The organism is Microbacterium sp. CR_7 (assembly GCF_041954755.1).
Lineage (GTDB): Bacteria > Actinomycetota > Actinomycetes > Actinomycetales > Microbacteriaceae > Microbacterium.
Genome location: NZ_JAVAYF010000004.1, coordinates 25,395 through 38,239 on the forward strand (window position 1 = coordinate 25,395; position 12,845 = coordinate 38,239).

10 protein-coding genes are annotated in these 12,845 nt (G+C 71.3%); 5 read left to right on the forward strand and 5 right to left on the reverse strand.

The features are described 5' to 3' along the window. Positions 1-6: 6 nt before the first annotated feature. Positions 7-4,674 carry an ATP-dependent helicase gene (locus RAC81_RS09175; RefSeq protein WP_375082085.1) on the reverse strand — a complete coding sequence of 1,556 codons (4,668 nt, stop codon included), beginning with the start codon at positions 4,672-4,674 and terminating at the stop codon, positions 7-9. A 69-nt stretch (positions 4,675-4,743) separates the two neighbouring features. Between RAC81_RS09175 and RAC81_RS09180 the strand changes: the two genes are divergently transcribed. After that, positions 4,744-5,154 carry a DUF6157 family protein gene (locus tag RAC81_RS09180; protein ID WP_375082086.1) on the forward strand — a complete coding sequence of 137 codons (411 nt, stop codon included), beginning with the start codon at positions 4,744-4,746 and terminating at the stop codon, positions 5,152-5,154. A gap of 21 nt (positions 5,155-5,175) precedes the next feature. On the opposite strand, the gene RAC81_RS09185 is transcribed toward RAC81_RS09180, so the two are convergent. Continuing rightward, positions 5,176-6,774: an ABC-F family ATP-binding cassette domain-containing protein gene (locus tag RAC81_RS09185; RefSeq protein WP_375082087.1), complete on the reverse strand. Its 1,599-nt coding sequence runs from the start codon at positions 6,772-6,774 to the stop codon at positions 5,176-5,178. Positions 6,775-7,102: 328 nt separating this feature from the next. On the opposite strand from RAC81_RS09185, the gene RAC81_RS09190 reads away from it, so the two are divergent. After that, entirely contained in the window at positions 7,103-7,366 is a 264-nt protein-coding gene (locus RAC81_RS09190; protein ID WP_375082088.1) for a hypothetical protein, read from the forward strand. Here the strand turns inward: RAC81_RS09190 and RAC81_RS09195 are convergent, their stop codons facing one another. Further along, positions 7,367-8,029: an alpha/beta hydrolase gene (locus RAC81_RS09195; protein ID WP_375082089.1), complete on the reverse strand. Its 663-nt coding sequence runs from the start codon at positions 8,027-8,029 to the stop codon at positions 7,367-7,369. Between the two features lie 93 nt (positions 8,030-8,122). Between RAC81_RS09195 and RAC81_RS09200 the strand changes: the two genes are divergently transcribed. Then, positions 8,123-8,725, forward strand: coding sequence for a DUF4916 domain-containing protein (locus RAC81_RS09200; RefSeq protein ID WP_375082090.1), 603 nt, complete (start codon positions 8,123-8,125; stop codon positions 8,723-8,725). A 138-nt stretch (positions 8,726-8,863) separates the two neighbouring features. Here RAC81_RS09200 and RAC81_RS09205 read toward each other — a convergent pair whose 3' ends face one another. Further along, positions 8,864-9,931: a threonine aldolase family protein gene (locus tag RAC81_RS09205; protein ID WP_375082091.1), complete on the reverse strand. Its 1,068-nt coding sequence runs from the start codon at positions 9,929-9,931 to the stop codon at positions 8,864-8,866. Positions 9,932-9,999: 68 nt separating this feature from the next. Here RAC81_RS09205 and RAC81_RS09210 point away from each other — a divergent pair, with 68 nt between their 5' ends. Both RAC81_RS09210 and RAC81_RS09215 read left to right on the forward strand, forming a co-directional pair. Then, positions 10,000-11,550, forward strand: a complete 1,551-nt coding sequence (locus tag RAC81_RS09210; protein ID WP_375082092.1) for an MFS transporter — start codon at positions 10,000-10,002, stop codon at positions 11,548-11,550. 58 nt (positions 11,551-11,608) lie between these two features. Further along, on the forward strand, positions 11,609-12,178 hold the full coding sequence (locus RAC81_RS09215; protein WP_375082093.1) for a GNAT family N-acetyltransferase: 570 nt from the start codon (positions 11,609-11,611) through the stop codon (positions 12,176-12,178). A gap of 28 nt (positions 12,179-12,206) precedes the next feature. Here the strand turns inward: RAC81_RS09215 and RAC81_RS09220 are convergent, their stop codons facing one another. Continuing rightward, on the reverse strand, positions 12,207-12,845 hold the full coding sequence (locus RAC81_RS09220; RefSeq protein WP_375082094.1) for an SDR family NAD(P)-dependent oxidoreductase: 639 nt from the start codon (positions 12,843-12,845) through the stop codon (positions 12,207-12,209).

Below are 12,845 nucleotides of genomic sequence, written 5' to 3' on the forward strand. Positions count from 1 at the left end.
GGCGGCTCAGATCGCCTTGCGCAGCGAGTAGCCGCGCGGGGTGGCGACGAAGCCCGCCTCCTGCAGGGCGGTGGCGAGCGCCGTGCCGTAGACGCCGTCTCCGTCGACCTTCTCGACCGTGAGGGTGTCGAGGCGGCGGGCGCGCGATGTCGCGGCCAGGTCGGCGGCGGCAGCACGCAGCACGTCGGGGTCGTCGCTGAACGACAGGACCGTCTTGCCGCCGCGCTCGAGGTACAGCACGAGAGAGCCGTCGACGATAACGACCAGGCCGCCGGCCTTGCGACCCGGCCGGTGCGACACGTCTGCCCGTTTGGGCCAGCCAAGCGCGGCGCCGTACGGGTTCGCTGGGTCGGTCGCCGCAAGGGTCGACGCGGTGAGAGGCGGCGGGTCGGCGAGACCGGCGAAGGTGCGGAGCCGGTCGACGGTCGCGGAGGCCGCGAACTGGGCCGCGCCGAGCTTCTCGATCACATACCCACGGCGGCAGTGACCCGCCTCCTCGAAGCCGGCGAGCACCCGGTAGGTCTGCGCGAAGCCGCCGGGAACGCCCTCGCTCTGCACGGCGCCCCTCGTCACGACGCCGTAGCGGTCGAGCAGGAGCCCTGCGGTGACGGTCGCGCGGCGCGCGGCATCCGTCTCGATCGTCGGCAGGAGCGACCAGCGCCCGCCGACGGAGGTCGGACGCGGGGTCGAGCGGGCGAGCGACATGCCCCGGTACGCGCGGGTGCGCGGGGCGCGGCGCGTCACCCGGTGGGCCTGCGAGCCGCCTGCGAGCAGCGACCGGATGGGAGCGAAGGTGTCGTTGGTGACCCGCCCCGACCAGGTGAGCGACCAGAGGGCTTCGAGCACGGACTGCTCGTTCTCGGCCCCCGCCATGTCTCGGAGCTGCGAGGCGAAATAGGCGCCGCCCGCCTGCAGTGCGTCGAGCACTCGCGCTTCGAGCGAATCGGCGGCGATCTCGTCGTCGGGTTCGGGCAGCGTGAACGGCGCGAGATCGGCGGGATGCAGCGACACCCACCCGTCGCGACCCGGGAGGGTGCCGTGGCCCGACCAGATGACCTCGCCCGCCGCAGTGAGCTCGTCGAGCAGGGCGGGGGAGTAGTCGCGCACCCGGGAGGGCAGGACCAGTGACTCCCAGGCGCTCGCCGGCACAGGCACTCCGGCGAACTGCTCGATCACGGTGAGCACGCCGTCGATGCCTTCCAGCGGCCGGTTCAGATGCTGCCAGTCCGGGAGGAAGCGGGCGTACGCCTCGGGCGAGACCGGTTCGACGCTGCCGCGGATCGCGGCGAGCGAGCGCATGCGCAGTCGCCGCAGCACCTCGGTGTCGCACCACTCGGTCTCGGTGCCGCTGCCGGACGCCTCTGGCAGGAAGTATCCGCTCGTCAGACGTCCGGCGTGCTCGAGCCGCTGCAGGGTGTGTCGGGCGACGGCCGCGCCGATGCCGAGGCGGGTGGCGAGGGCGTCCGTCGTGAAGGGGCCGTGGGTGCGGGCGTACCGGGCGACGAGGTCGCCGAGCGGGTCGGCGAGCGGTTCGAGGAAGGCGACGGGGATGCCGGTGGGCAGCGCCGCGCCGAGGGCGTCGCGCAGTCGCCCGGCGTCTTCGATCCCGGCGATGCGGGTCGTGCCGGCGATGGTCACGGGGATCGCGCGCCGGGCGGCGACGAGGGCGTCGAGGTGGGCCGCGGCCTCGTCTCGTGTCGCGGGCGCGGCGGGGGCGGTCTCTGCGGTTGCGGTCGCTGTCTCCGACGCGGGTTCGAGTCGGAGCGCCACCTCGTCGGCATCCATCGGTCCGAGCATCCGCAGCAGGTCGGCGACGCCCTCGAGGCCGCGCACGCGACGCTCGGGGTCGAGGCGCTGCGCTTCGCGTTCGAACTGCGCGATGACGCCGGGGTCGAGCAGTTCGCGCAGCTCGACGGTGCCCAGCAGCTCGCCGAGCAGCGCCGGGTCGACCGACAGTGCGGCGGCGCGGCGTTCGGCGAGCGGCGAGTCGCCCTCGTACATGAACGCGCCGACGTAGCCGAACAGCAGGTCGCGGGCGTAGGGGGAGGGCTGGCCGGGTTGGGTCTCGACGAGACGGATGCTGCGGTCGGCGATCGAGGTGGCGAGACGGCGCAGCGATGGGAGGTCGTAGACGTCCTGCAGCACCTCGCGGAGGGTCTCGAGGATGACCGGGAAGGTCGGATGCCGGCGTGCCACCTCGAGCAGCTGAGCCGACCGCTGTCGCTGCTGCCACAGCGGCGTGCGGCGGTTGGGGTTCGTGCGGGGCATGAGCAGGGCGCGCGCCGCGCACTCGCGGAACCGCGAGGCGAACAGGGCAGAGCCGCCGACCTCCTGCGTGACGAGCTGTTCCAGCTCGTCGGGGTCGAACACGAACAGCTCGGCCCCCGGCGGCTCTGACTCGGCGTCGGGGAGCCGGACGATGATGCCGTCGTCGCTCGCGACCGCCGACCCCTCGACCCCCAGGCGCTCGCGGACGCGGGCGTTGATCGCGAGCGCCCACGGCGCGTGCACCTTCATGCCGTACGGCGAGTGCAGGATGACGCGCCAGTCGCCGACCTCATCGTGACCGCGCTCGACCGTGAGCGTGCGGTCGGTGGGGAGCGTGCCTGTGGCCTCGCGCTGCTCGGTGAGATGCGCCATGAGGTTGGCGCGGGCCTGCTCGTCGAGTCCGGCGTCGATCAGTCGCTGGGCGGCCTTCTCGGGGCTCGCCGACGACACTTCGCGCGAGAACCTGCCGAGCGCCTCGCCGAGCTCGAACGGGCGGCCGATGCCGTCGCCGTGCCAGAACGGCACCTTGCCCGGCTGCCCGTAGGCGGGGATCACGTTGACCCGGTCGTGCGTGATCTCGGCGATCCGCCAGCTGGTGGTGCCGAGGGTGAACACGTCGCCGACGCGAGACTCGTAGACCATCTCCTCGTCGAGCTCGCCGACGCGCGCGCCGGTGCTCTCACCCGCGACGAAGACCCCGAAGAGACCGCGGTCGGGGATCGTGCCGCCGCTCGTGACGGCGATGCGCTGCGCGCCCGGCCGACCGGTGAGCGTTCCCGCGTCGCGGTCCCACACGAGTCGCGGCCGCAGCTCGGCGAACTCGTCGGAGGGGAAGCGCCCGGCGAGCAGGTCGAGCGTCGCCTCGTACGCCGATCGGGGCAGCGATTGGAACGGGGCGGAGCGTCGGACGGTCTCGAACCACTCCTCGACGCTGATGGCGCCGAGCGCGCTCGCCGCGACGGTCTGCTGCGCGAGGATGTCGAGCGGGTTGCGCGGCACCTGGATGGCCTCGATCTTGCCCGCCAGCATGCGCTCCGTGACGATCGCGGTGTGCAGCACGTCGCCGCGGTGCTTGGGGAAGAGGGCCGCGCGGCTGATCTCGCCGACCTGGTGGCCGGCTCGGCCGACGCGCTGCAGGCCGGAGGCCGCGGACGGCGGGGCCTCGACCTGGATGACGAGGTCGACCGCGCCCATGTCGATGCCGAGCTCGAGGCTGCTCGTGGCGACGACGCAGCGCAGCACCCCGGATTTCAGCTCCTCCTCGACCTGGGCGCGCTGCTCCTTCGACACGGAGCCGTGGTGCGCCTTGGCGAGCACGGGGTCGGCGCCCGCCGTCGCCCCGGCCTGCGCCATCATGCCCGCCGGGACGGTCGCCTCGGGGAGGGGGACGCCGATGCGCTCGGAGTAGATCTCATTCAGCCGACCCGTCAGACGCTCGGCGAGACGCCGCGAGTTGGCGAACACGATCGTCGAGTTGTTCTGCAGGATGCGGTCGACGATCGCCTCTTCGACGTGCGGCCAGATCGACCCGGTGACCTCGGTGTACTCGGCGGATCCGTCGTCGGCGGTCGTTGCGGCCGCGCCGGGTGGCGGGGGCGGATTGGTCATGTCGTCCATCGGGACGACGACGCCGAGCTCGAAGGTCTTCGACGCCGGGGGAGCGACGATCTCGACGGGTGCCGCGCCCCCGAGGAAGCGAGCGACCTCGTCGATCGGTCGTACCGTCGCCGACAGGCCGATGCGCTGCGCCGGGTCGTCGTGGCCGTGGGTCTGGCGCAGCGCGTCCAGGCGCTCGAGACTCACGGCGAGGTGGGCGCCGCGCTTCGTCGCGGCGACCGCGTGCACCTCGTCGATGATCACCGTGTGCACGTCGCGCAGCGTCTCGCCCGCCCGGCTCGTGAGCATCAGGTACAGCGACTCGGGCGTCGTGATGAGGATGTCGGGCGGGTCGGCGACGAGCTTGCGGCGGTCGCTCGACGTGGTGTCGCCGGAGCGGACGCCGACCGTCACCGCGGGGGCAGGCATGTTCAGCCGTCGGGCGGACTGCCCGATCCCGATGAGCGGCGACCTCAGGTTGCGCTCGACATCGACGCCGAGCGCCTTGAGCGGGGAGATGTAGAGGATGCGGGTGCGCGACGCCTCGGCATCCTTCGCCTTCTTCTTCGAAGTGTTTGCGGCGGCAGCCGCCTCGACCGCGCCTGCCGCGATGCGCTCGCGGAACACGCTGTCGATCGCCCAGAGGAACGCCGACAGCGTCTTGCCCGAACCGGTCGGAGCGACGACGAGAGCGTGCTTGCCGGCCGAGATGGCCTCCCACGCTCCCGCCTGGGCGGGGGTGGGCACGGTGAAAGCCCCGCGGAACCAGTCCTGGGTCGCGCGGGTGAAACGCTCGAGCACGTCGCTCATCCCTCCATCATCACCCGGGCCACCGACATGGGGTTCCGGATTGTCCGACCCCGGGAGCATGCTGTAGGCATGGCGACGCACACCACCGACTACCGCACGACGTTCATGGAGGTCGCCGAGGACTGCCCGACGGATCACGCGGAGGAGCCGCCTGTCGGCGAGAAGCCCACGATCGCCGCACTGCACTACCGACTGATCACCGAGAAGCCCTACGGGCGCACGTCCGACGACGTGATCTTCGAGACGCATGCGCTGCGTCAGGGCATCGACACCGATGACGCCGCGGCGCGCGAGGCGTTCTTCTCGAAGGGCCAGCCGTGCCTGCGCTCCTCGCCGCTCGGCAAGCGCTACGGCTGGGGCATCGACCACGACGCCGACGGCAGGGTGGCTCTCGTCCCTCGCGAATCCGAGGAGTACGCGCTGCGCGCGGCCGACCCCGCGATCGCCCACACGAGGGCGATGCGGAGCCGGCGGGCCTGAGCGCGGGCGTCGCGCTCCCCGTCACTCGACCTGCTGCAGCATCCCATCGCCGTCGATCTCGAGCGTGAGGTCGAGGTCGAGGCGCGCCAGGAACGCATCGTCGTGGCTCACGACGAGCACAGCGCCCTGATAGGCCCTCAGAGCCTCGACGAGCTGGTCGACGGTGTCGATGTCGAGATTGTTCGTCGGCTCGTCGAGCAGCACGAGATGCGGCGCGGGATCGGAGAGCAGCAGCTTCGCGAGCGCGACGCGGAACCGTTCGCCGCCCGACAGTGCGGCCACGGGGCGATCGGCTGTCGCTCCTCGGATCAGGAACCGCGCCAAGCGGTTGCGCAGCTCCTTCTGCGGAACGTGCGGCGCGGCAGCTGCGATGTTCTCGAACACCGACCGGGTCTCGTCGAGCCCGTCGACCCGTTGCGGCAGGTACCCGACGCGATCCGTCAGCGGGAGCGCGGTCAGCGGCCCCCGCACGCGGTGCTGCACGAGATCCTCGAGCAGGGTCGTCTTGCCGGCGCCGTTGCGTCCGATGAGCGCGACCCGCTCCGGACCCTGCACGATCCACGAGCGCTCGCCGTCGGCGATCTCGGCGATCCGGCGGGTGCGGGAGACCTGCGGATCCGGCAGCTCGATCTTCATCGACGCATCGGAGCGGATGCGGCGTCCCGCCTCGTCGAGCGACGCCCGCGCGGCATCCTCCTTGGCGCCGACCTCGGTGCGCAACCGACCCGCCGACACCTCGGCGGCCATCCGACGACCGTGCGCGATGATCTTCGGCACGCGCTTCTCGATCTCGGCCTTCTTGGCGGTGCGGGCACGGTGCGCGAGCTTGACCTCCGCCTCGATCCGCTGGCGCTTCTCCTTGCGGAACTCCTGCTTCGCGGTCGCCTCGGCCTGCCTCGCGGCATCCTGCTCGGCGTCCAGCCAGGCCCGCCACTCGGAGTACGGTCCGCCGAACACGCTGAGCGTCTGCGCGTAGAGCTCGGCCGTGTCGTCCATGAGCTCCAGCAGCGAGAGGTCGTGGCTGACGACGATGAGCGTGCCCTTCCAGGCGCGCACCATCTCGGCGAGCTTCGCTCGCGCATCGCGATCGAGGTTGTTGGTCGGTTCGTCGAGCAGCGTGATCGGCGCTCGACGCAGGCGGATGCCGGCGATCGCGACGAGCACGGCCTCGCCGCCCGACAGCTCCCCGACACGTCGGTCGAGGAACCCGGGGGCGAGCCCGGCATCGGCGAGAGCCACCTCGGCGCGCGCCTCGATGTCCCAGTCGTCGCCGACCGCGTCGAAGTGGGCGGGGTCGACGTCGCCGGCGCTGATGGCACGGACGGCGTCGAGAGCTTCCGCGACGCCCAGCAGCTCCGCCACTCGGCGATCGACCTCGAGCGTCAGTTGCTGCGGCAGATACGCGACCTCGCCCGTCGTCGCGATGGTCCCGGACGTGGGCTCGAGTTCTCCGGCCATCAGCCGGAGCAGCGTGGATTTGCCCGCACCGTTGCGGCCGACGAGGCCGGTGCGGCCCGTGCCGAACGAGCCCGACACGGAGTCGAGTGCGGTCGAGCCGTCGGGCCAGGTGAAGGTCACGCGGTCGAGCGTGACGGATGCGTGAAGAGTGGGGGTGGTCATGGGGTCTCCTGTCGAGTGCGAGGTGCACTGACACCGGTCGCCCTGCTCCGGAAGCGGATCCCCGAGGGGAGACCGCGAAGAGCGGCGTCCGTCATGACGACGGAGGGCGGTGGTCGGCCGTGGAGTCGGCGATCGTCGGGTCAGCGCGCGGATGAGAGAGCGCGGAGGCGACGATTCAGATCAAAGGACTTCCAGACACGGCGGACAGGACTCCACGACGATACCCGGGCGTGTCGCGGATGCGCAACCCCGGGCGTGTCGCGACGGCCCGACCGGCGTTCGTCGGGCGGGGGATGCCGGATCGGCGTGCCGTACGTACGGTGGAGTCATGGCAGATCGCGAACCCAGCCCTCAGGAGATGCGCACCCGGCTCGGCCTCGGCGCGGGGATGGCGATCGGCATGGGCGTCGGGGTCGCGCTCGGAGTCAGTCTCGACAATTGGATCCTCGGGATCAGCATCGGCATCGTGATCGGCTTGTCGCTCTCGGTCGCGATCGGTCAGGCGCCCTGGGGGCGCCGTAGCGCGCCGGCCGACGATCCGGTCGACGACACCGACGATCGAACGGACCCCGAGGCTCCGACCCCGCGCTAGCTATCCCTCGGTCTTCGCGACCCGTTCGAGCCACCTGTCGAGGAACGTCCGCACATCGCCGAGCTCATCCTCGGAGATGCTGTGCGTGAGGCCGGTGTACACGCGGCCCGACAGCTCGGAGTGCGCGGGCAGCCACTCCGACGTGTGCGCCACGAGGGCGGCGGGGATGACGTCGTCGTGCGTCCCCCGTCCCCAGAACACGTGCGGTCGGAGCTCGGCGAGCTCGCTGTCGCGGGGCAGTCCCCCTGGCGCGGCGTAGCCGCTCAGCGCGACCACCGCGTCGACGCTCTGGGGCGCGAGGCGCAGCGCCTGCAGGGCGACGGCCGCACCCTGCGAGAAGCCCAGTAGGGCGACGGATGCGGCATCCTCCCGTTCCGACTCGAGCCAGCGCAGGAAGGCGTGCGCGGCGGCGGTGACGGCGGTCGAGCTGCGCCCGCCGAGACCCTCGATCGGGTACCAGGAGCGGCCGGGCATCGGCCACGGCGGCGCCAGCGGGGCGGCGACGGATGCCACGGCGATGCCCTCGGGCAGATACGTCAGCAGGCCGAAGAGGTCGTGCTCGTCGGCGCCGTAGCCGTGCAGCAGCACGAGCAACGGCATCCCCGTCCGTTCGGTCGTCGACCAGCGCGTGAGCGCGCCGTCGAGCCTCAGTTCCTCGCTCACGCCTCCATCCTGCCAGCGGGGTCCGACGTCGGGTACGGGCCGGGATACCGGTCGTCACTGTCCGGCCGCGGAGGCGGCTGGTAGAAAGGACACATGGCCGTCCGCACACCTGATCCCGAACCGGAACCCGACGACGGCATCGGCGGGTTCGGCGACGCGAAGCCCCCGGCACCCGACGCGAACCCCGGGTGGTTGAGCGAGTTCGAGCTGGAGGAGGCACGCCGCCGCCTGCCCATGCTCTACGTCGAGGCGATCCCCGTGCGCACCGACGGCTCGGGTCAGGTCACCGAGATCGGCATCCTGCTGCGTTCGACTCCGCTCGGAGAGATCACCCGCACGATCGTCTCCGGCCGCGTCCGATTCGGCGAGACGATCCGCGACGCGCTGTTCCGGCACGTCGAGAACGACCTCGGGCCGATGGCCTTCCCCCTGCTGCCTCCGCAGCCGCTGCCCTTCACCGTCGCCGAGTACTTCCCGATCCCGGGCGTGAGCGCCTATCACGACGACCGCCAGCACGCGGTCTCGCTGGCCTTCGTCGTGCCGGTGACGGGCACGTGCGAACCGCGTCAGGACGCTCTCGAGGTGACCTGGTTCTCACCGGAGGCCGCGGCATCCGACGCCGTCGCCGCCGAGATGGAGGGCGGCCGAGGAACCCTCGTCCGCCTCGCGCTCGCGAACCTCGGTCTGCTGCGCTGAGCCCGGTACATCGGGCGGTGACGCCCCTGCCGAACACCGACGCCCCTGTCCATTGACGTCAATGGACAGGGGCGTCGGCGATGAACAGGGGCCTCGGCGACGAGGCGGTGACCGGCGGGAGCGGACGCGCTCTCGCGCTCAGGCGGTGGTGAGCCGCGCGAGCTCCGCGACGAAGGCGTCGACGTCGGACTCCTCGGTGTCGAAGCCGCACATCCACCGGACCTCGCGTCGCGCGGCATCCCAGTCGTAGAAGCGGAAGCTCTCCCGCAGGCTGTCGGCGATGCCGTCGGGAAGGGCGGCGAAGACGCCGTTCGACTGGGTGGGCTGCGTGAACGTCACACCGGAGATCGAGCCGTCGGCGATGCCCGCCTCGATCGAGCCACGCAGGCGCTGTGCCATCGCGTTCGCATGCTTCGCGTTGCGCAGCCACAGGTCGCCGTCGAGCAGCGCGATGAGCTGCGCCGACACGAACCGCATCTTCGACGAGAGCTGCATGTTGAACTTGCGCGAGTAAGTGAGTCCGGTGGACGCCTCGGGGTCGAGCACCACGATCGCCTCACCGAGCATGGCCCCGTTCTTGGTGCCGCCGAAGCTCAGCACGTCGACGCCCGCGTCGCTGGTGAAGGCGCGCAACGGCAGGTCGAGAGCCGCGGCGGCGTTCGAGATGCGCGCGCCGTCGAGGTGCAGGCGCATGCCGCGCTCGTGTGCGTGGTCGGCCAGCGCCCGGATCTCGTCGACCGTGTACAGCGTGCCGAGCTCGGTCGACTGGGTGATCGAGACGACGAGGGGCTGCGCGCGGTGCTCGTCGCCCCAGCCCCAGGCCTCGCGGTCCACGAGTTCGGGGGTGAGCTTGCCGTCGTCGGTCGGCACGGCGAGGATCTTGAACCCGCCGATGCGCTCGGGGGCGCCGCCCTCGTCGACGTTGATGTGAGCGGTGGATGCCGCGATCACGGCGCCCCATCGGGGCAGCATCGACTGCAGCGCGGTGACGTTCGCCCCGGTCCCGTTGAACACCGGGTACGCCTCGACGCCGTCACCGAAGTGGGAGCGGAAGACCTCCTGCAGACGCTCGGTGTAGGCGTCCTCGCCGTACGCGATCTGGTGCCCGCCGTTCGCCTCCGCGATGGCCGCGAGGACCTCGGGGTGGACGCCGGAGTAGTTGTCGCTGGCGAAGCCGCGGATCGCGGGGTCATGCTGAATGCTCACCGGTCAAGCCTAATCGCCGCCGCAGATGCCCCTACCCAATGTGGGAGGGGAGTCCTACCCTCGGAGCCATGGAACGCACAGCCGCCCAGAGGGCCTTCGCGAACGTTCTCGTCAACACGCTCATCGCCAACGTGACGACGAGCTTCCTCTGGTTCGCGCTGACGTTCTGGGTGTACATCGAGACCCAGTCGGTGCTGGCCACGGGAATCATCGGCGGCGCGTACATGCTGTTCATCGCGTTCTTCGCGATGATCTTCGGCACCATCGTCGACCGCCACCGCAAGCACACCGTCATGCTGCTGTCGAGCGTGATCTCCGCCGCGGCGTTCCTCGTCGCCGGAGTGCTCTACGTGTGGCAGCCCGAGTCCGCCCTGCTCGACCTCGGCGGGCCGTGGTTCTGGATCTTCTCGCTCGTGATCCTCTTCGGCGGCGTGATCGAGCAGCTGCGCAACATCGCGCTGTCCACGACCGTGACCCTGCTCATCCCGGAGGAGCGGAGGGCGAACGCGAACGGCCTCGTCGGTACCGTGCAGGGGCTGGCGTTCCTCGTGACCAGCGTGTTCTCCGGACTCTCGATCGGCTTTCTCGGGATGGGGTGGACGCTCGGGATCGCGATCGTGGCCATGGTGCTGACGTTCGTGCACCTGCTCTTCATCCGCATCCCCGAGGGCACGCCGACGCCGGATCCCGATGCGCCCAGCGCGCTCGACTTCCGAGGCAGCGTCGCCGCGATCAAGCTCGCCCCCGGTCTGTTCGCGCTGATCGTCTTCTCGACCTTCAACAACCTCATCGGCGGCGTGTACATGGCGCTCATGGACCCGTACGGGCTCACGCTCTTCGACGCGCAGATGTGGGGCTTCGCGCTCGCCTTCTCCTCGACCGGCTTCATCATCGGAGGGGCGCTGGTGGCGAAGTTCGGTCTCGGCGCGAAACCCATGCGCACGCTGCTGTTCGTGGTCATCGCGATGGGGCTGCTGGGCTCGATCTTCATGCTCCGCGAATGGTGGCCGCTGTTCGTGCTGGGCATGTGGGTGTACATGGCCCTCGTCCCGCCCGCCGAGGCGGCGGAGCAGACCGTCATCCAGAAGGTCGTCCGCTACGACCGTCAGGGTCGCGTGTTCGGCGTCGCGGCCGCCATGGAGGCGGCGGCGGCTCCGATCACGGCGTTCCTCATCGCTCCGATCGCGGAGTTCCTGATCATCCCGTACATGGACTCGTCCGCCGGTCAGCGCCAGTGGGGGTGGCTGCTCGGCGAGGGCGACGCCCGCGGCATCGCCCTCATCTGCCTGTTCGCCGGGCTCATCATGGTGGTCGTCGGCGGCCTGGCGTTCTTCACCAAGTCCTATCGCAAGCTCACCGACCTGTACGCGAACGCCCCGGAGCAAGATCCCCAGGCGGATGCCGGGGAGGGGACGGAGGCACCGGAGAACGCAGATGCTGCGGAGGTCGCGGCTGTCGGAGAGGTCGCCGATGCCGGAGAGAGAGCGGATGCCGAAGGGGCGCCCGGAGCGCCCGGGACGGTGTCGGCCCCGGCACTCGTGGATCCGGTGTCGGCACGAGGTGGTCGAGCGTCGGCGGAGGAGGCGCCTTCGGAGGAGCGCGATCGTGCCGGGGGATGAACAGGACACCCACGAAGCCCCGCAAAGCCCGACGCACACCATCCCCGACCTTCGGATCGTGCCCGCGAACGAGGCGAAATGGGACGACCTGCAGGCGATCCTGACCGGGACCGCGGGGCGGTGCCAGTGCGAGCGGCAGCGCCTCGGCGACGGGGACTGGTGGCACATGCCCGTCGAGGAGCGCCGCGACCTGCTGCGCAGCGAGGCGCACTGCGACGATCCCCGGGCGAGCGAGACGATCGGCCTCGTCGCATACCTCGACGATGACCCGGTCGCGTGGTGCGCGGTCGACCGGCGCAGCGTCTACGGGCGGCTGCGCGGGTCCTCGGTGCCGTGGAAGGGAAGGCAGGAGGACAAGGACGACGATTGGGTCTGGGCGGTGGCCTGTCTGATCGTCCGGCCGGGATTCCGTGGCCGCGGCCTCACGCATCCCCTCGTCGCCGCGGCCGTCGACCATGCGCGATCGCGGGGTGCGGTCGCGATCGAGGGGTATCCGATGCTCACGGGCGGATCGACCGTGTCGTGGGGTGAGATGAACGTCGGATCGGTCGGGGCGTTCACCGCGGCGGGGTTCGTCGAGGTCAGCCACCCGACGACCCGCCGGGTCGTCATGCGGCGCGAGCTCTGACGGCGCGGACGTCGGGGAGAGCCCCGGCTCAGATGTCGAGGATGCGGTCGTTCAGCGCGTCGGCAGGCAGATCCCACAGCCCGAGCACCGCCGAGGCGAGCGAGTCCGCGTCGAGCGCCTTCGCCCGGAAGATCACGGAGGCGGCGCGCAGAGGCCCCCCGGCATCGCGCGCCGCCTTCGCGAACCCCTGCGCCGTCGCGCGTCCCCAGGCTTCGCTCGCGGCCTTGACCGCGGCGTAGTTCGCTCCTCCGGCGAGCGGCCGAGCCACCGCCGTCGACGACACGAGCGCGAAGCGCCCGGCATCCGACTCCCGCAGCAGTGGCTCGAAGGCCCGGCTCGTCGCCCGCACCGCCTCGAAGGCCGGCAGGAGAGCGTGCAGATCCTCGTCAGTCTGTCCGGCGAGCCCGCCACCGCCGCGCCACCCGCCGACGAGCGGGATCACGCCGTCCACCGCACTCAGGCGTGACGCGAGCGCGCTCATCTCCGCGAACGACGTGGCGTCGGCCACCGCCGCTTCGGCACCCAACTCGCGCAGCGGCGTGAGTCCGGCATCCGATCGGCCGGTCGCGATGACCCGCGCGCCCGCGGCGACGAGCGCGGTCGCCACAGCGAGACCTGCCGCGCTCGTCGCCCCGGCCAGGACGATGGTGCGTCCGTCGACGCTCAT